Annotated in this window: 18 protein-coding genes and 1 tRNA gene; 12 read left to right on the top strand and 7 right to left on the bottom strand. The window is 59.4% G+C overall.

All coding sequences use genetic code 11. The features are described 5' to 3' along the window. Window position 1 precedes the first annotated feature (1 nt). A complete protein-coding gene (locus J3P92_RS23905) occupies window positions 2–781 on the top strand; it encodes a divergent polysaccharide deacetylase family protein (RefSeq protein ID WP_434608269.1) in 780 nt (259 codons plus the stop codon). A gap of 140 nt (window positions 782–921) precedes the next feature. Here the strand turns inward: J3P92_RS23905 and J3P92_RS23900 are convergent, their stop codons facing one another. Next, window positions 922–1677, bottom strand: coding sequence for a substrate-binding periplasmic protein (locus tag J3P92_RS23900; RefSeq protein ID WP_420766337.1), 756 nt, complete (start codon window positions 1675–1677; stop codon window positions 922–924). Window positions 1678–1889: 212 nt separating this feature from the next. Here J3P92_RS23900 and J3P92_RS23895 point away from each other — a divergent pair, with 212 nt between their 5' ends. Both J3P92_RS23895 and J3P92_RS23890 read left to right on the top strand, forming a co-directional pair. Continuing rightward, complete coding sequence (locus J3P92_RS23895) at window positions 1890–2657, top strand: hypothetical protein (RefSeq protein WP_434711758.1); 768 nt, start codon at window positions 1890–1892, stop codon at window positions 2655–2657. Continuing rightward, window positions 2635–3381, top strand: coding sequence for a hypothetical protein (locus tag J3P92_RS23890; RefSeq protein ID WP_434711756.1), 747 nt, complete (start codon window positions 2635–2637; stop codon window positions 3379–3381). The genes J3P92_RS23895 and J3P92_RS23890 overlap by 23 nt, the downstream gene beginning before the upstream one ends. Window positions 3382–3411: 30 nt before the next feature. On the opposite strand, the gene hisF is transcribed toward J3P92_RS23890, so the two are convergent. The 6 genes from hisF to J3P92_RS23860 form a co-directional block, all read right to left on the bottom strand. Continuing rightward, a complete protein-coding gene (gene hisF, locus J3P92_RS23885) occupies window positions 3412–4182 on the bottom strand; it encodes an imidazole glycerol phosphate synthase subunit HisF (RefSeq protein ID WP_420766339.1) in 771 nt (256 codons plus the stop codon). 9 nt (window positions 4183–4191) lie between these two features. Continuing rightward, window positions 4192–4929 (bottom strand): 1-(5-phosphoribosyl)-5-[(5-phosphoribosylamino)methylideneamino]imidazole-4-carboxamide isomerase, encoded by a 738-nt coding sequence (gene hisA, locus J3P92_RS23880; protein ID WP_434649280.1) that lies wholly within the window; start codon window positions 4927–4929, stop codon window positions 4192–4194. Between the two features lie 42 nt (window positions 4930–4971). Continuing rightward, window positions 4972–5226 (bottom strand): DUF2164 domain-containing protein, encoded by a 255-nt coding sequence (locus J3P92_RS23875; protein ID WP_030141479.1) that lies wholly within the window; start codon window positions 5224–5226, stop codon window positions 4972–4974. Beyond that, entirely contained in the window at window positions 5226–5864 is a 639-nt protein-coding gene (gene hisH / locus J3P92_RS23870; RefSeq protein ID WP_434561138.1) for an imidazole glycerol phosphate synthase subunit HisH, read from the bottom strand. Before hisH ends, J3P92_RS23875 begins: the two co-directional genes overlap by 1 nt. Continuing rightward, window positions 5864–6457: an imidazoleglycerol-phosphate dehydratase HisB gene (gene hisB, locus J3P92_RS23865; protein WP_024778052.1), complete on the bottom strand. Its 594-nt coding sequence runs from the start codon at window positions 6455–6457 to the stop codon at window positions 5864–5866. The genes hisH and hisB overlap by 1 nt, the downstream gene beginning before the upstream one ends. A 279-nt stretch (window positions 6458–6736) precedes the next feature. Beyond that, complete coding sequence (locus J3P92_RS23860) at window positions 6737–8398, bottom strand: OFA family MFS transporter (protein ID WP_434561140.1); 1662 nt, start codon at window positions 8396–8398, stop codon at window positions 6737–6739. A gap of 260 nt (window positions 8399–8658) precedes the next feature. Between J3P92_RS23860 and panM the strand changes: the two genes are divergently transcribed. From panM to J3P92_RS23815, 9 genes are all read left to right on the top strand, one after another. After that, a complete protein-coding gene (gene panM, locus J3P92_RS23855) occupies window positions 8659–9057 on the top strand; it encodes an aspartate 1-decarboxylase autocleavage activator PanM (protein ID WP_434649278.1) in 399 nt (132 codons plus the stop codon). Window positions 9058–9307: 250 nt separating this feature from the next. Next, a complete protein-coding gene (locus J3P92_RS23850; RefSeq protein WP_434608282.1) occupies window positions 9308–11533 on the top strand; it encodes an AsmA family protein in 2226 nt (741 codons plus the stop codon). Continuing rightward, window positions 11530–12597 (top strand): A/G-specific adenine glycosylase, encoded by a 1068-nt coding sequence (gene mutY / locus J3P92_RS23845; RefSeq protein ID WP_434649276.1) that lies wholly within the window; start codon window positions 11530–11532, stop codon window positions 12595–12597. The genes J3P92_RS23850 and mutY overlap by 4 nt, the downstream gene beginning before the upstream one ends. Further along, window positions 12594–12866: an oxidative damage protection protein gene (locus J3P92_RS23840; RefSeq protein ID WP_434649275.1), complete on the top strand. Its 273-nt coding sequence runs from the start codon at window positions 12594–12596 to the stop codon at window positions 12864–12866. The genes mutY and J3P92_RS23840 overlap by 4 nt, the downstream gene beginning before the upstream one ends. Before the next feature lie 102 nt (window positions 12867–12968). Further along, window positions 12969–13044: transfer RNA gene (locus J3P92_RS23835), tRNA-Phe, on the top strand. A 116-nt stretch (window positions 13045–13160) separates the two neighbouring features. Continuing rightward, window positions 13161–13490 (top strand): DHCW motif cupin fold protein, encoded by a 330-nt coding sequence (locus tag J3P92_RS23830; protein WP_420766345.1) that lies wholly within the window; start codon window positions 13161–13163, stop codon window positions 13488–13490. A gap of 61 nt (window positions 13491–13551) precedes the next feature. Beyond that, the gene (locus tag J3P92_RS23825; RefSeq protein WP_434649274.1) at window positions 13552–13959 is read left to right on the top strand and encodes a hypothetical protein; all 408 of its coding nucleotides are present in this window, start codon (window positions 13552–13554) and stop codon (window positions 13957–13959) included. 213 nt (window positions 13960–14172) lie between these two features. Further along, window positions 14173–14781, top strand: a complete 609-nt coding sequence (locus J3P92_RS23820; RefSeq protein WP_434608288.1) for a biliverdin-producing heme oxygenase — start codon at window positions 14173–14175, stop codon at window positions 14779–14781. Continuing rightward, window positions 14778–17012, top strand: a complete 2235-nt coding sequence (locus tag J3P92_RS23815) for an ATP-binding protein (RefSeq protein ID WP_434649273.1) — start codon at window positions 14778–14780, stop codon at window positions 17010–17012. Before J3P92_RS23820 ends, J3P92_RS23815 begins: the two co-directional genes overlap by 4 nt. Window position 17013: the final 1 nt, after the last annotated feature.

Below are 17013 nucleotides of genomic sequence, written 5' to 3'. Positions count from 1 at the left end.
GATGTTCCGGCGGTTTACCTTCGTCCTGCTGTGCCTGCTGGCGGGAGCCGTTAACGCGGCGCCCGCTACACCTTCTTCGCCGCATAAGGCGTACCTGAGCCTGATCATCGACGACCTGGGGCAAAACCTGCCTCGGGATCTCCGGGTATTGGCCCTCCCTGGGCCCGTCACCGCTGCGATCATGCCCGACACACCCCATGCCGCCGAACTGGCCCGCGAAGCCCATCGCGCCGGCAAACTGGTCATGCTCCACATGCCCATGGACCCGGCTAACGGGCCGTTCGCCTGGCATCCGGAACTGCCTGTCGAAGAACTGGGCAAGCGCCTGGACGCCGCGTTTGCCGCAGTGCCCTATACCAGCGGCGTCAACAACCACATGGGTAGCCGCATGACCGCCCAACCCAGGGCCATGGCGTGGTTGATGGCGAACCTGCAACAGCGGCACAAGTTTTTCGTCGACAGCCGCACCAGCGCCCAGACGGTCGCCGGCGCCGAGGCCCAGAAAATCGGCCTCGCCAGCGTGTCGCGGGATGTGTTCCTGGATGACGAGCGCACCGAAGCAGCCATCGCCCATCAGCTCCAGACCGCCATCGACCTGGCCCGCCGGCAGGGCTCGGCCGTGATGATCGGCCACCCCTACCCACAGACCCTGGCGGTACTCGAACGCGAACTACCCAAGCTCAAGGCTCAGGGCATCGAATGGATCGACATCAAATCGATGATCAGCCTGCGCAGCAACCGAGCAATGGCCGGGCATGGGAAAGATGGGGTTTATCGGTAGCGACGGTAACCGCGTCGCCGCCATCGCGAGCAAGTTCGCTCCCACAGGGGATCTGCGGTGAACACAACTCTTGTGCCCGATGCAGAACCATTGTGGGAGCGAGCCTGCTCGCGATGGCGGCCGCGCGGCGGGTGAAGTGCTTAGAGATACCGCGCCATGATCGCGTCCACCGTACCGTCCTTGCGCAGTTCGTCCAGGGCCGCTTGGAGTCGGGCAACCACATCGTCCGGCACGTCCTTGTTCAACGCCAGGTACAGCTCGGCACTGTTGAATCGCAGCACGGTCTTGAGGTCGCTCACTCCTTCCTGCCGCGCCAGGTAACGCCCGGCCGGGTCTCCGGTGGCCCACAGATCGATCTGGCCACTGATCAGTTTCCTGGCGTTGTCCTGATCGCGCAACACGACGACAGGCTTGAGTCCTTGCTTGGCCAATGTCTCGGCAATAGCGTCGCCCTTGTAGGCGCCAATCTTGTATTCACGCGCCTGCTCAAGCGAGTCTAGGGCAATTTTGCTGTCTGCCTTGGCTAGCATGACCCAGTCGTCCGGGCCGATAGGGCCGACCCATTTGAAGAGTTTCTCGCGCTCCGGCAACCGCGCCGTGACGAACACCCCGTAGCCGGGTTTCTCCAGGGCGAGCTTGTAGATTCGTTCCCAAGGAAAGCGCAATGTCAGGCTGTAAGTAATGTCGGCGCGCTTGAAGATCTCGCGCACGATGTCCACGGCGATGCCATGGATGTTTTCGTCCTGGGCGAAGTTCTTGCCGTTCTTGGCCATGTTGTATGGCGGGAAATTTTCCGTCAGCAATACCACGCCGACATCGCGATGTTCTTGAGCCTGCGCCCCGTTGATGAACAACAGCACGGTGCCGGCAAGAAAGAAAACCAAACGTCTGAACATGTCTGACTACCGAAGATCCATGGCGAGCCAAGAGTGCCTCAGGGCCGCAATCATGTCTACGGTCGTTACTTGCCGCCGGCTCAACCTTTCAGGCTAGAGGTTCCAGCCTTCAAGGGTGAGGTAATTAGTTACCGCCAGCCAACAGGCGCGCTCTGGTTAATTGAAACACCGGCCTGACCGGTTTCTATTCATTTAATCAGAGGCAGCGTTTTATGAGATCGATCTTATTTCCATTAATGGCCGTGCTGTGCGTGTCGGCTTTGCAAGGTATTGCTCACAGCAAGGACTATGGCGATGGCCTGCAAAACTTCGCAGCGTCCAGGGTCTTGGAAAATGCGGATGGCAAATATGACCATTGGCGAGGCATCGGTCGGCTGTATACCGACAGTTATTGCACCGCCACACTGCTCGATACTCAGGATTCCACTGTGGCCGGACCAACGCCCGCCTATGTGGTCACCACGGGTTTCTGTACGAGGCAAATCGACGAAAGCAACATGACGGACACCCCCATAAGCGGCCACATCTATTTCAGTTACTTCGCTGACACCCTGTTATTCCAGATCTACCCGGTAAAAAAAGTGGCATGGCGGAGTATGCATGGCACCAATCTTTCTATCATCGAGCTGAACGTCAGCCTTCAGGAACTCATCAGGGCCGGTATAAAACCATTGAAATTGGCCCAGGGACAGCCGACTGATGGAACCGATGTGTTGACGGTAGGAGCCTCGTTGGGTTTTCCAAAGAACACACTGCGCATGGCCGCGTGCACACTGCAATCTGCCGACGAGGTCATCAAAGGTCAGTTTGTCTGGCGAAACAACATAATGAATCAATGCTCGGATCTGGCGGGAGGCAGTGAAGGAGGCCCCATCCTTGATCGTTACACTTGTCGGTGTGCTGAACACCAGTGCCACACCCGAGGGCTTCACCCCATGCGAATGGTATGTGCCTTGTATGCGCACCAACAGTGGCTATAAACCAATCCCCGACAACCACTATGGAACTTCAACGGCTTTTCTCAACGGGTGCTTCGTGCAAGGCCATCTGGTCAAGGACGTGACGGCATCTTGCGCGCTTTACCCGTCATTTTCCGTTGACCTGGAAAAAAACAGCCCGGCGCGGTATCAGCGTCTTGTAAAACAGCCTGACGGGACCATAGCAATCCCGACTTGGAACTACCGCTTCACGATCAGCACTGCCTTTTATCGCCACAAGACAGTTCGTACCGCAAAGCACTGCGAAAACGGCCAAAACTATAGCGATCCAATCAGCTCGGTCGACGCGTTTATAGACACTGATATCGGCACTCAGCCAGGCGTCTATTTCCTATGCATTATTGGTGTTGACTCCTCGGGACCGGCAGAGCCACTCACTACCCTTTCGCTGCCGGTAGAAATCCTGGACGGCGCTCCGACAGCCCAGCCAAATCTGTCGATCTACGCGGGCATCGGAGTCGCACTGGAACAATCCGAGGATCAATACCATACCTACGCCATCAAGTTCGGCCCGCCGGAAACGACAGACTGCACTGAAGCGCAAGAGTACGAACCCTATGACCAGAGAGGTTATTTGTTCGAAAACGAAAAACTGCCGCAGAAATTCTGCAGCATCGCTTACGACAAAATGAATCAGGAATCCAAGCCCAGGGAAGACTTGCTAAGTCCTGCCACAAGCCGGCAGGAGACCAGCCCGACACTCTGACAGGCACCGGGCTGTTTTCGATGAAGAAACCTATCGAATGCAGATACCGCGCTGCGCCATATAAGCTTTGGCCTCCGGCACGGTGTACTCGCCGAAGTGGAAGATACTCGCCGCCAATACCGCACTGGCGTGACCTTCGAGAATGCCGTCAGCCAAGTGCTGCAGGTTGCCGACACCGCCGGAAGCGATGACTGGAATGCCCAGTGCATCGCTGATGGCGCGGGTGACGCCCAGGTCGAAGCCGTTTTTCATGCCGTCCTGGTCCATGCTGGTCAGCAGGATCTCACCGGCGCCCAGGGCTTCCATTTTCTTTGCCCATTCAACAGCGTCCAGACCCGTGGGTTTGCGCCCACCATGGGTGAAGATTTCCCAGCGCGGGGTTTCGCCGGGGGCGGAAACCTTCTTCGCGTCGATGGCCACGACGATGCACTGCGAGCCGAAGTGCTGCGCTGCTTCACCGACAAATTCGGGGTTGAACACCGCGGCGGTATTGATCGACACCTTGTCCGCCCCGGCATTGAGCAGGTTGCGGATGTCCTGAACGGAGCGCACGCCGCCGCCCACGGTCAGCGGGATGAACACCTGGCTGGCCATGCGCTCGACGGTATGCAGTGTGGTATCGCGGCCATCGACACTGGCCGTGATGTCGAGGAAGGTAATCTCATCGGCACCCTGCTCGTCGTAGCGGCGAGCAATTTCCACCGGGTCGCCGGCGTCACGGATGTTCTCGAATTTGACGCCCTTGACCACCCGGCCGTTGTCCACGTCCAGGCAAGGGATGATGCGTTTGGCCAGCGCCATGGTCAGTCCTCAGTCTTTGTAGGAATCGCAGAAAGCTTGCGCTTCAGCGACGTCGAGGGTGCCCTCATAGATCGCACGCCCGGTGATTGCGCCGATGATGCCCGGTGCCTTGGCGTCGAGCAGCGACTTGATGTCACCCAGATTATGGATGCCACCGGAAGCGATCACCGGGATCTTGGTGGCAGCGGCCAGCGCAGCGGTGAACGGTACGTTGCAGCCCTGCATCATGCCGTCTTTGGCGATGTCGGTATAAACGATCGAGGACACGCCGTCGGCTTCAAACTGCTTGGCCAGATCGATGACCTGCACGGAGCTGATTTCAGCCCAGCCATCGGTGGCGACGAAACCGTCTTTGGCATCCAGGCCAACGATGATTTTGCCAGGGAACGCGCGACAGGCTTCAGCGACGAAAGCCGGGTCTTTCACGGCCTTGGTGCCGATGATCACGTAGCTCACGCCAGCCTTGACGTAGTGCTCGATGGTTTCCAGCGAGCGGATGCCGCCACCGATCTGGATCGGCAGGTTCGGATAGCGCTTGGCGATGGCCGTGACCACTTCGCCATTGACCGGCTGGCCTTCGAAAGCACCGTTCAGGTCAACCAGATGCAGGCGACGGCAGCCGCCCTCCACCCACTTGGCGGCCATGCTCACCGGGTCATCGGAAAACACCGTGGAGTCTTCCATGCGGCCCTGGCGCAGACGTACGCAAGCGCCGTCCTTGAGATCGATAGCGGGGATAATCAGCATCTGGCAAACCCTTAAATACGAGTATTCAGCTTGGCTCGGGAATCAGTTTTTCTCGAGCGCCCACAAGTCGCTTTCAATGCTTTCGAACCTTTCTTTAAGGTGCGCCTGCACATCGAAAATCGCCCTGTTGTAATAGTGCGGAGCAATTTCGCGGGTAAACAGGTCAAGAATTTCCGCCGCTTCGAACGAGCCCAGGTCCAGCTCGAAACGTTCCTCCATGAACCGCTGGATCTTGCGGTTCGCTTCACTTTCCTGCTCAGGCGTGAGGGTGAGGATCGGCGGTTTCTTGCGTGCCATTACCAGCGTCCGTCCCATGCGGCGAAGTTCTGCAACAGTTGCAGGCCATGGGTATGGCTCTTCTCCGGATGGAACTGCACGGCGAAGCGCGAACCATCGGCCAGGGCCGCGGCGAAATCGACGCCATAGTGACCGCTGCCCACCACCTGCCGCGCGTTGCCGGCGGCGATGTAGTAGCTGTGCACGAAGTAGAAGCGCGCCAGGTCCGGGATGTTGTGCCACAGGGGATGATCGACCGCCTGCTTCACTTCGTTCCAGCCCATGTGCGGGACTTTCAGATGTTCGCCACCCTCATGCAGGCCCTTGCCGAAAAACTTTACCTGGCCGGGGAACAGCGAAATGCAATCGACGCCATCGTTCTCTTCGCTGCGATCGAGCAAAGCCTGCATGCCCACGCAGATGCCGAGGAACGGCCGATCCTGGCTGACTTCGTGCACCAGCTTGTCGAAGCCCAGGCGACGAATCTCGGCCATGCAATCACGAATCGCGCCGACACCGGGGAACACCACCCGGTCGGCTTCGCGAATCACATCGGCATCGCTGGTGATCAGCACCTTGCCGGCGCCCACGTGCTCGAGGGCCTTGGCCACCGAGTGCAGGTTGCCCATGCCGTAATCGATAACCGCGACCGTCTGCATTACAGCACGCCCTTGGTGGAAGGCATCTGGCCGGCCATGCGGTCATCGAGCTCCACCGCCATGCGCAGCGCGCGGCCAAAGGCCTTGAACACGGTTTCGATCTGGTGATGGGTGTTGTGCCCGCGCAGGTTGTCGATGTGCAGGGTCACGTTGGCGTGGTTGACGAAGCCCTGGAAGAATTCCTGGAACAGGTCAACGTCGAAGCCGCCGACGGTGGCACGGGTGTACGGCACATGCATTTGCAGGCCAGGGCGGCCGGAGAAGTCGATGACCACGCGCGACAGCGCTTCATCGAGCGGCACGTAGGCATGGCCGTAGCGACGGATGCCTTTTTTGTCGCCGATGGCCTGGGTAAAGGCCTGCCCCAAGGTGATACCGACGTCTTCCACCGTGTGGTGGTCGTCGATATGCAGGTCGCCCTTGCTGACGATGTCCAGGTCGATCAGCCCGTGACGGGCGATCTGGTCCAGCATGTGCTCAAGAAAAGGCACGCCGATATCAAACCGGGCCTTTCCGGTGCCATCCAGGTTGATCGAGGCTTTGATCTGGGTTTCCAGAGTGTCGCGCTCGACAGACGCCTTACGTTCGGCCATCACCAGCTCCGCAAAATCATTGGGCGAAAAAGGCAGCCATTATAGGGGCGCGAGCGGCAAACAGAAACAAAAGAGGTGACATCACTGACGGGTTGAAACCCGGGCCGTCGGCGATAGACATGTGCATACAAGTCTTATCCACCAGCCAAAACGACTGTGGGAGCGAGCTTGCTCGCGATGAGGCGTGTCAGCCGACATTACTGTCCGCTGACCCACCGCTATCGCGAGCAAGCTCGCTCCCACAAGGGCTGCCCTGACCTGATGATCAGGGCAACGGTCTTAACGGAACAACACCGCCGTCTTCTGCAGGGTCACCCACACACCCCACGCCAACGGAATGCCCACCACCAGCCAGGCGGCGATTGCCAAAGGCTTGGTGCCCGGCGCGGCTTTCCATTCCAGCGAAGTGGTGCTGTCGGCGCCCTTGTCATGGCCCAGCGCCTGTTCAGCGGCCAGTTCGGCGTCGGTCATGAAGTACTTGTCGGCGACCGGACGGACCATCAGGTTACACAGGAAACCCAGCACCAGCAGGCCGGCCAGGATGTACAAGGTGATGTCATAGGCCGCGGCACGCTCGACGCCGATGCTCAGCTGATATTCACGCAAGTAGTTCACCAGAACCGGGCCCAGCACGCCTGCCGCCGCCCACGCCGTCAGCAGACGACCGTGGATCGCGCCAACCATTTGCGTACCGAACAGGTCCGCCAGGTAGGCCGGCACGGTTGCGAAACCGCCGCCGTACATCGACAGGATGATGCAGAACGCCGCCACGAACAGCGCGATACTGCCCAAGTGACCCAGGTTCGGGATCAACGCGTACAGGGCAACACCCAATGCGAAGAACACGAAGTAGGTGTTTTTACGGCCCAGGTAGTCCGAGAAGGACGCCCAGAAGAACCGGCCACCGATGTTGAACAGGCTCAACAGACCGGTGAAACCGGCCGCAATGGCAGCGATCTGGCCCAGTTGCACGGCGTCCAGCTGACCGAAAGGCAGGTCGTTGCCCAGCAGTTTGCCGCCAAACACTTCCTGCAGCAGTGGCGAAGCCATGCCCAGGATGCCGATACCGGCGGATACGTTCAGGCACAGCACCAGCCATACCAGGCGGAACTGCGGGGTTTTCCAGGCAACGTTCACGTGAACGTGACGATGAGTGATCATCGCGTTCGCGGCTTTCTTCGGTGCCGGGGTCCAGCCTTCAGGCTTCCAACCGGTTGGCGGAACGCGGTACGACAAGGCGCCACCGATCATGAACACGAAGTAGATCGCGGCCATCACCAGGAAGCTCTGCCAGACACCCACCTCGGTCGGCGTAGCGAAATGGCTCATCAGCGCCGCAGCCAGTGGAGCACCGACCATCGCACCGCCACCAAAGCCCATGATCGCCATGCCGGTCGCCATGCCGCGCTTGTCCGGGAACCATTTGATCAGCGTCGAGACTGGCGAGATATAGCCCAGGCCCAGGCCAATGCCGCCGATCACACCGGAACCGACCCACATCAGCCAGATCTGGTGGGTATAGATACCCAACGCGGAAATCAGCAGGCCACCGCACCAGCACAATGCCGAAACAACGCCGGCCTTGCGTGGCCCGGCGTGTTCCAGCCAGCCGCCCCAGATGGCTGCCGAGCAGCCCAGGAAGATGAAGAACAGGGTGTAGATCCAGCCGAGCATGGAGATCGGCCAGTCACATTGGGACGAAAAGACTTGCGAGATGAAGCTCATATCCGGTGCACAGGCGACAGGCTTGGTGATACCCAAGGCCTTGGACAGTGGCAACCAGAACACCGAGAAGCCATAGGCCATGCCGATGCAGAGGTGGATGGCCAGCGCGGCCGGTGGAACCAGCCACCGGTTGAATCCGGGCTTGGCGATGATACGTTCCTTGGAGAGGAACGCAGGCTGGTCGGCGATGCCGTCCGCCGTGATGCTCGTGCTCATTGTGTATCCCCCAGTTATTGGAATGGTTCGCCAGCCACACCTCACCCTCAGCCTTCTTGCACGCAGGCATGACTGTATTCTGTGGTGAAGCTCCATTTTAGTGCGACATCACGTCGCAGAAGGACGGACGAACCGACAAAGGTTAACATTTGCTCGTGACAGAAAAACCAAAGTGCTATCACCTTTTTTCTCTCACTCGTCTTATCGCGCCTCTGCTGACTTTCTGTAGGGGGCAATTCGTTTATTTTTCAGGAATTTCCATGCCCATCGTTGTCGAGCACCTGAATGAAGCCACTCGTCAGGACGAGCAGGATCTGCAGAAAATCTATCGGGACGCGCCGGTCTGGCTGTTCGAGCCGTTCAGCGACGCCGCGCGACTCACAGAGAAATGTCTGGAGGAAGGCTCGTTGATCGCGGCACGCTTCAACGATCGCCTGCTCGGTGCAGCACGACTGCAACGGCACCAGAACGTCTGGCGCTTGTCCCACCTATGCGTGCGAAAAGTCACTCGCCGCCGGGGCGTGGCGGAACGGCTGGTGAGCGAAGCCCGGAGGATGGCTGAGCAAGGCAACGCCGAGCTGCGACTTCAGGCGCCTGCCGGGCATCTGGAAGCCCAGGCCTTGGCGGCGAAATTGAAATTACCGCTGGATGTCGACTAGCGCCCCTGTGGCGAGGGAGCTTGCTCCCGCTGGGAGCGTAGCTCCCCAAAAACTGAATCCACGGCGCGCCTGGCATACCGATTCGCCTGGTTTTGGGCCGCTTCGCAGCCCAGCGGGAGCAAGCTCCCTCGCCACGGGGCCGTGTCTGGCCGGGTAACGGCAGCTCGAAAAATCGATCCCTCAACGCTCCACCGACCCGGGACGTTATACTCCCTGGCAAAATTTGAACTCAACCTATAAGGATTCGCCCATGAAAGCGTTCGGCAAAATCCTGGGTCTGGTACTTCTCGGGCTGTTGCTGATCATTGTGGCCCTGGGCTTTGCCCTGACCCACCTCTTCGATCCCAACGACTATAAAGAAGAGATCCGCCAGATAGCCCGCGATAAAGCCCACATCGAGCTGACACTCAATGGGGACATCGGTTGGAGCCTGTTCCCATGGCTGGGTCTGGAACTGCACGAAGCCAGTGTCGCCACCCTGGCCAACCCAACCCAACCTTTCGCCGACCTGCAGATGCTCGGGCTGTCTGTCCGGGTGATGCCGCTGCTGCGCCGCGAAGTGCAGATGAGCGATGTCCGGGTCGAAGGCCTGAACCTACGCCTGAACCGTGACAAGAGCGGCCACGGCAACTGGGAAGATATCGGCAAGGCGCCCACCTCCGCATCCACCCAGGAAGCACCAACGCCCGTCGAACAATCCACCCCGCCGGCCAGCGCACCGGCAGAAAAGCCGGCCCAGCCAACACGGTTGGACATCGACAGCCTGACCGTGAACAACGCCCGAGTGGAATACACCGACGAGCAGACCGGCAAGCAGTTCAGTGCCGAAAGCATCCAGTTAAGCACCGGCCCGATCCATGACGCTACCAACATCCCGGTTACCCTCACGGCGTTCCTGTCCAGCAACCAGCCGGCCGTCCGCGTGCGCACCGAGGTCACTGGCGAACTGCGCTTCGAGCGCGCTTTGCAGCGCTATCGGTTCGAAGACCTGAAGCTGTCCGGCGAAGCCACCGGCGATCCCTTGCAGGGCAAGACCGTGAGTTTCGCGGCCCAAGGGCAACTTTCCCTGGATAAAGCGGCAAACGTCGCCGAGTGGACCGGGATCAAGCTTTCCCTCAACCAACTGCGTGCACTGGGCGAGTTGAAGGTCAACGACCTCGACAAGACGCCACAACTGAATGGCGGCATTTCGATTGCCCAATTCGACTTGGCAAAGTTTGTCGACAGCGTTGGCCAAAAACTGCCAGCCATGGCTGAGGGCAGCCTGAGCAAGGTCGAACTGGCGAGCCGCATTGCCGGCACGCCTAACAGTGTCGAACTCAACGACATCAATTTGAAGGTCGACGACAGCAGTTTCAGCGGCCGTATCGCTGTGGAAGACTTTGCCAAACAGGCCCTGCGCGTGCAGCTCAAGGCCGATACGTTCAACGTCGACCGCTACCTGCCGCCAAAGTCCGCCGAAGCCGACAGCTCCAAGGCAGCCCGCGAGGCCGAAGTCAGCAACACCGAGGCCAGTGCCATGGCCGGCGCCGGCAGCACACCCCTGCCAAGCGCTCCAACCCAAGGCGCCTGGAGCAATGATCGGCTGTTTCCGGTGGAGCGCCTGAGCAAGCTGGACATCGATGCCGACCTGACCTTCGGCCAACTGACCCTCGACAAACTGCCGATCCAGAACGCCGCGCTCAAAGCGACCGGCCTGGGTGGCCTGTTGACTCTGGAGAACCTGCGCGGCGACCTGTACAGCGGCAACTTTGAAACCAAGGGCACCCTGGACGTACGGCAGCCTACGCCACAGTTGAGCCTGCAAACCCGCATCAACCGGGTGCCGGCCGAGAAAATCATCGAAAGCCAAGGCAAGAATCCGCCGGTCAAGGGTCTGGTCACGCTCAACAGCGCGATCACCGCCAACGGCAACAGCCAAAAAGCCCTGATCGATAGCCTTAATGGCACGGCCGGTTTCGTCATCAACGATGGCGTATTGCTCAATGCCAATCTTGAACAGCAACTGTGCAAAGGCATCGCCACGCTGAACCGCAAGTCACTCACTGGCGAACCTCGCGGCAAGGACACGCCGTTCCAGCAGCTCAACGGCAACCTCACTTTCACCAACGGCGTTGCCCACAACCCAGACCTGAAAGTCCGCATTCCCGGCATGACCGTCAACGGCAACGGCGACATCGACCTGCGCGTGCTGGGCATGGACTACCGCGTCGGCGTGATCGTCGAAGGCGACAAAAGCGACATGCCCGACCCTGCCTGCCAGGTCAACGAACGCTACGTCGACGTCGAGTGGCCGTTGCGCTGCCGCGGCCCGCTGGAGTTGGGTGCCAAAGCCTGCCGCCTGGATAACGATGGGCTGGGCAAGGTCGCGGCGAAACTGGCCGGAGACCGCCTCGGCGACAAGATTGACGAGAAGCTGGGCGACAAAGTCAGCCCTGAGCTCAAAGACGCGCTCAAGGGGCTGTTCAAGCGATGACATCCGAGCAGTTTTCCGCCGCGGTACTGGATTGGTTCGACCGCCATGGACGCCACGACCTGCCCTGGCAACAGGGCATCACGCCTTATCGGGTGTGGGTCTCGGAAATCATGCTGCAGCAGACCCAGGTCAGCACCGTGCTCAATTACTTCGACCGGTTCATGGCCGCCCTGCCAACGGTCCAGGCCCTCGCCGACGCGCCGGAGGATGAAGTGCTGCATCTGTGGACCGGATTGGGCTACTACACCCGTGCACGCAATCTGCAGAAAACAGCGAAAATCGTCGTGGAGCAATACGCCGGGGAATTCCCCCGGGATGTGGAAAAGCTCACCGAACTGCCGGGGATCGGCCTGTCCACCGCTGGCGCCATCGCCAGCATCAGCATGGACCTACGGGCGCCGATCCTCGATGGCAACGTCAAGCGCGTGCTGGCGCGTTTCACCGCCCAGGAAGGCTACCCGGGCGAACCCAAGGTTGCGAAACAGCTATGGGCCACCGCCGAGCGCTTCACGCCGCAAGACCGCGTCAACGCTTACACCCAGGCGATGATGGACCTGGGGGCCACGCTGTGTACCCGCAGCAAGCCCAGTTGCCTGTTGTGTCCGCTCAAAAAAGGTTGCGAGGCGCACATGCTGGGCCTGGAAACCCGCTACCCGATTCCCAAGCCACGCAAGGAAGTGCCCAAGAAGCGCACCTTGATGCCCATGCTGGCCAATCGCGAGGGCGCCATCTTGCTTTACCGTCGCCCATCCACCGGCTTATGGGGCGGCTTGTGGAGTCTGCCGGAACTCGATGGCCTGGATGATCTGCAGCACCTGGCCTTGCAACATTTCCTGGAGCTAGGCCAGCAACAGGCAATGCCGGACCTGATACACACCTTCAGCCACTTCCAGTTGGCAATCGAACCCTGGCTGGTCCGGGTCCGGGAAACCGGCCACCACGTGGCCGAGGCCGACTGGCTCTGGTATAACCTCGCCACCCCGCCGCGCCTGGGCCTTGCCGCCCCGGTCAAAACCTTGCTCGAACGCGCGGCCGCCGTATTGAATGCAGGAGAGTTGCAATGACCCGCACCATCATGTGCCGCAAGTACAAAAAAGAACTGGAAGGCCTGGAACGCGCGCCGTTCCCGGGCGCCAAAGGCCAGGACATCTACGACAACGTCTCGGCCAAGGCCTGGGGCGATTGGCAGAAACACCAGACCCTGCTGATCAACGAAAAACGCCTGAACATGATGAACGCCGAAGATCGCAAATACCTTCAAGGCGAGATGGAGAAGTTCTTTTCCGGCGAAGAATACGCCAAGGCCGAAGGCTACGTGCCGCCGTCCGAATAAGCCTTCCAGAGCGGGGGCGAATCGTAAGCGACGGTAATAATTAAATATTTTTTGATAACTCGCTTGACGCCCCCCTGAAAAACCCGTTTAATGCGCCCCGTTGCCCAGATAGCTCAGTCGGTAGAGCAGGGGATTGAAAATCCCCGTGTCGGCGGTTCGATTCCGTCTCTGGGCACCAAATACCGAAAACCCCGATCAAGAAATTGATCGGGGTTTTTTATTGCCCGGATTTTTCTTCCGCCGCCCTATCGACTCAGCTACATTCGTCCGCTCCCCTCCAGCAAGCGAGTCGAAATGGACATCACTGGCATCCCCTTCGGCACCACCGATTGGTCCACCATCGAGCCCACCGAGCATAAGGGCATTACCGGAACCGCTTATTGGCGAACGCGGCAGTTCGGGAGCATTCGGGTACGGATGGTGGAATACACCGCCGGTTACCTGGCCGACCATTGGTGCACCAAGGGCCATATCCTGTTTTGCCTAAAGGGCGAGCTCGATACCGAGCTCGAAGATGGCCGGCAATTTTTGCTCAAGCCAGGCATGAGCTACCAGGTGGCGGACCAGGCCGAGCCCCATCGGTCTTCGACTTCATCAGGGGCCACGCTCTTCATAGTCGATTGAGATTCGAAGCGTCCGCGTCGAAGCTGTAGGATAGATCGTCTTATCCATCAGGAATCCGACCATGTCATCGGCGAACAAACAGCACAAACGCAGCCAGCGCGCGAAGGCGAAAGCCAAGAACAACCGCATTCAGCGTGCTGCTGCGCCAAACGATTTCCTTGACCCGAACGATGAGCGCATCGACTTGGAAACCGTGGACTTGTCGGATCTGTTCGGACTCATGAGCGCCGCCGAAAAGGTCAGCCAGAAAGCCATGTGCGAAGCATTCCTGGCACATCCGCTGCTGGCGCTCGTGTTGGAACAGGAAGGCGAAGAAGAGGCCACCGACTTCATCATCACTGCATTGATCGAGTACCGTCGCCTGACCACGGGTGTCGATGAGCAGACCGCGCTGGATTGGGTGGAAAGCAAGCAATTCCAAGCCGACTATGTGGCCGCATCCCAAGCACTGAGCCAAGGCCAAGCCTGATTTTACGGCGTAGCCTATCGTGGATTACGCCCAACGGCTGGACACCCACCGTGAAGGTAATGAACGCCTCTTCGCCGGCCGATACCAGGAGCGACAGACCGGCCATGCTGCCCGAACAATAAAGCGGGCTATTGACGATCGCCCACCCAATAAACCTGTGTAAGATTGATGCGTTTTTTTCTGCAACGCTTCACTCAAAGAGCTTCATTCTGCATGCCTGCACCGTCCGCCCCTCCGCCCTCCCTGATCCAGGCATTGCGGACTGAAACCGCTGAACTGCACATTGCCCTGGAGAAACGCTTGCCGTTTTTCTCGGAGCAACTGGATCTAGGCCTGTACCGGCGCTTGATAGCGGCATACCACGGTTTTTATGAGCCACTGGAACGTCGCCTCCATATTCTCGCGCTGACGCCGACGGGGCTGGACCAATCCCTACGCATCAAGCTGCCGGTGCTACGAGCGGATCTCATGGCGCTGGGTCTGGACGAAATGGCGATTGACTCGCTGCCCGTCTGCCAACTCCTGCCGCAGATTGATTCTCCGGCCGCCGCCCTCGGCGTTTCCTATGTGCTGGAAGGCGCAACATTGGGCGGACAGATCCTGCGACGCAGGGTGGCCGAACAGTTAGGTCTCGATTCATCCAGCGGTGCCGCTTTCCTCGACGTTTATGGAGAACTTACCGGCCGGCGCTGGAAGGATTTTCTTCAGTATCTAGGTGACCGGAACCTTGGCGACGACCAGACGCTCGAAGCCACACGCGCTGCCAAGGCGACATTCATCTGTTTTGAACGCTGGCTGGCCAGTCAGGAGGTTCTGTTATGAAACCGGAAAACCAAGAAGCCTTCGAAGAATTGCTGGCCAATTGCGCAGACGAACCGATCCGCTTCCCCGGGGCCATCCAGCCTCACGGCGTATTGCTGATGCTGTCCGAGCCTGATTTCGTGATCCGCCAGGTCAGCGCAAACGCGCAACAACTGACAGGGTATGATCCTCAAGAGCTTCTCGGTCTGCCCCTGGATGCACTGTTTGGGCAGGAACAGGCCGCAACCCTTCTGGAAGCTTTCCGCACCGAAACTGAAAGAGACAACGTTCCGCTCGACATCGTAGTGAGCCAGCAGCGCTTCGACGCCCTGATCCACCGCCATCAGGGCGCCTTGATTGTCGAACTGGAACAGCACCTGACCGACTACCGCCCCGAGGGCGTCAATGGCGAGGCCAACCTGGGCCGCATGCTGCAGCGTCTGCAAAGCGCGAAAACGCTCCAGGCCCTGTACGAAATCAGCGTGCGGGAGATCCAGGCCATGACCGGATACGACCGCGTCCTGATTTATCGTTTCGAGGAAGGAGGCCACGGGCAAGTCATTGCCGAGGCCAGCGCGCCTTCGATGGAGCTCTACAAGGGCTTGTTTTTCCCAGCATCGGACATTCCGGAACAGGCTCGCGAGCTGTATCGCACCAACTGGTTGCGCATCATCCCCAACGCCGACTACACGCCGGTACCGCTGATGCCCGAGCTGCGCCCCGACACGCAGGCGCCACTGGACTTGAGCTTTTCCACGCTGCGCAGCGTCTCGCCGATTCACCGTCAATACATGAAGAACATGGGCGTGTTGTCATCCATGAGCATCTCGCTGATGAAAGGCGAGCAATTATGGGGATTGATCAGCTGCGGCAACCGCCAGCCGCTGCATGTTCCCCACCAAATGCGCATGGCCTGTCAGACGATCGGCCAGATCCTCTCACTGCAGATCAGTGCGATGGAGGCTCTTGAACTGGCAGGGCAACGGGACGCCAAGCTCGAAGACCTCGGGGCGCTTGCCACTCTCATGGCCGAATCCAGCGAAAACGTCTTTGACAGTCTGTCCCACGACCCACAGCGTCTGATGGAACTCACCGGGGCCAATGGCGTTGCGATCATCGAGGACAACAAGCTGCATCGGCACGGACAGTGCCCGGAACCGGAGCAGATTCGTGAATTGCACAAATGGATAATGGAAACCGACCAACCGGTTTTTGCTCACCATAACCTGGGCGAAATTTTCGCGCCGGCCAAGGCTTATCCGGAGGTTGCGAGCGGTGTGCTGGCGATTCACCTGCCCAAGCCAGTGGAAAACGGCGTGCTGTGGTTCCGCCCCGAGGTCAAGCAAACCATCAATTGGAGCGGTGACCCTCAAAAACCCCTCGACCTGGAGCAAAGCGCGACCGGACTACGCTTACGCCCGAGGACGTCGTTCGAAATCTGGAAAGTCGAAATGGGGGGCATCAGTACCAAATGGAGCCATGGCGATGTATTCGCCGCCAACGACCTGCGGCGCTCGGCCCTGGAAAACGACTTGGCACGGCAAGTTCGCAAGGAGCGCCAGGCGGTGCAGGCCCGGGATGAGTTGGTTGCAGTCGTGTCCCATGATTTGCGCAACCCGATGACGGTCATTTCCATGCTGTGCGGCATGATGCAAAAGGCTTTCAGCTCCGATGGCTCCCACAGCTCGAAGCGAATTTCCTCGGCCATCGATACCATGCAGCAGGCCGCCAGCCGTATGAATTCGCTCCTGGAGGACCTTCTCGACACCTCGCGCATCGACGCCGGCCGCTACACCATCCACCCCAAGCCGATGGACGTGAGCCAGATATTCGAAGACGCGTGTTCATTACTGACGCCGCTGGCCTCTGCCAAGGCCATCGATATCTCTTTCCACGCCGAACCCAACCTCAGGATCAACGCGGACCCGGAGCGATTGTTCCAGGTGCTGTCCAATCTGATTGGCAATGCCATCAAGTTCACGCCGCAGAAAGGTAGCGTAGGTATCAGCGCAATGTCGGTAGGCGATGAGATCGTATTCAGTGTCCGCGACACTGGTGAGGGCATCGCGCCAGAACAACTGCCTCATGTTTTCGACCGTTACTGGACCACCAAGGACGGCAACCCGAACGGCACCGGCCTCGGACTTTATATTTCCAAGGGGATTGTCCAGGCTCATGGCGGTAAACTGCAGGCCGAAAGCCAGCCAGGCAAAGGCAGCGAATTCCGCTTCACCGTGCCGAAAATCGATTGAG

The organism is Pseudomonas sp. D3-27 (assembly GCF_051132165.1).
Lineage (GTDB): Bacteria > Pseudomonadota > Gammaproteobacteria > Pseudomonadales > Pseudomonadaceae > Aquipseudomonas.
This window is presented reverse-complemented; position numbering and strand designations above follow the sequence as displayed.

Bases quoted from the DNA above. Each gene is read 5' to 3' on its own strand.
- J3P92_RS23905 (WP_434608269.1), top strand. From the start codon at position 2: ATGTTCCGGCGGTTTACCTTCGTCCTGCTGTGCCTGCTGGCGGGAGCC.
- J3P92_RS23900 (WP_420766337.1), bottom strand. From the start codon at position 1,677: ATGTTCAGACGTTTGGTTTTCTTTCTTGCCGGCACCGTGCTGTTGTTC.
- J3P92_RS23895 (WP_434711758.1), top strand. From the start codon at position 1,890: ATGAGATCGATCTTATTTCCATTAATGGCCGTGCTGTGCGTGTCGGCT.
- J3P92_RS23890 (WP_434711756.1), top strand. From the start codon at position 2,635: ATGCGCACCAACAGTGGCTATAAACCAATCCCCGACAACCACTATGGA.
- hisF (WP_420766339.1), bottom strand. From the start codon at position 4,182: ATGGCGCTGGCCAAACGCATCATCCCTTGCCTGGACGTGGACAACGGC.
- hisA (WP_434649280.1), bottom strand. From the start codon at position 4,929: ATGCTGATTATCCCCGCTATCGATCTCAAGGACGGCGCTTGCGTACGT.
- J3P92_RS23875 (WP_030141479.1), bottom strand. From the start codon at position 5,226: ATGGCACGCAAGAAACCGCCGATCCTCACCCTCACGCCTGAGCAGGAA.
- hisH (WP_434561138.1), bottom strand. From the start codon at position 5,864: ATGCAGACGGTCGCGGTTATCGATTACGGCATGGGCAACCTGCACTCG.
- hisB (WP_024778052.1), bottom strand. From the start codon at position 6,457: ATGGCCGAACGTAAGGCGTCTGTCGAGCGCGACACTCTGGAAACCCAG.
- J3P92_RS23860 (WP_434561140.1), bottom strand. From the start codon at position 8,398: ATGAGCACGAGCATCACGGCGGACGGCATCGCCGACCAGCCTGCGTTC.
- panM (WP_434649278.1), top strand. From the start codon at position 8,659: ATGCCCATCGTTGTCGAGCACCTGAATGAAGCCACTCGTCAGGACGAG.
- J3P92_RS23850 (WP_434608282.1), top strand. From the start codon at position 9,308: ATGAAAGCGTTCGGCAAAATCCTGGGTCTGGTACTTCTCGGGCTGTTG.
- mutY (WP_434649276.1), top strand. From the start codon at position 11,530: ATGACATCCGAGCAGTTTTCCGCCGCGGTACTGGATTGGTTCGACCGC.
- J3P92_RS23840 (WP_434649275.1), top strand. From the start codon at position 12,594: ATGACCCGCACCATCATGTGCCGCAAGTACAAAAAAGAACTGGAAGGC.
- J3P92_RS23830 (WP_420766345.1), top strand. From the start codon at position 13,161: ATGGACATCACTGGCATCCCCTTCGGCACCACCGATTGGTCCACCATC.
- J3P92_RS23825 (WP_434649274.1), top strand. From the start codon at position 13,552: ATGTCATCGGCGAACAAACAGCACAAACGCAGCCAGCGCGCGAAGGCG.
- J3P92_RS23820 (WP_434608288.1), top strand. From the start codon at position 14,173: ATGCCTGCACCGTCCGCCCCTCCGCCCTCCCTGATCCAGGCATTGCGG.
- J3P92_RS23815 (WP_434649273.1), top strand. From the start codon at position 14,778: ATGAAACCGGAAAACCAAGAAGCCTTCGAAGAATTGCTGGCCAATTGC.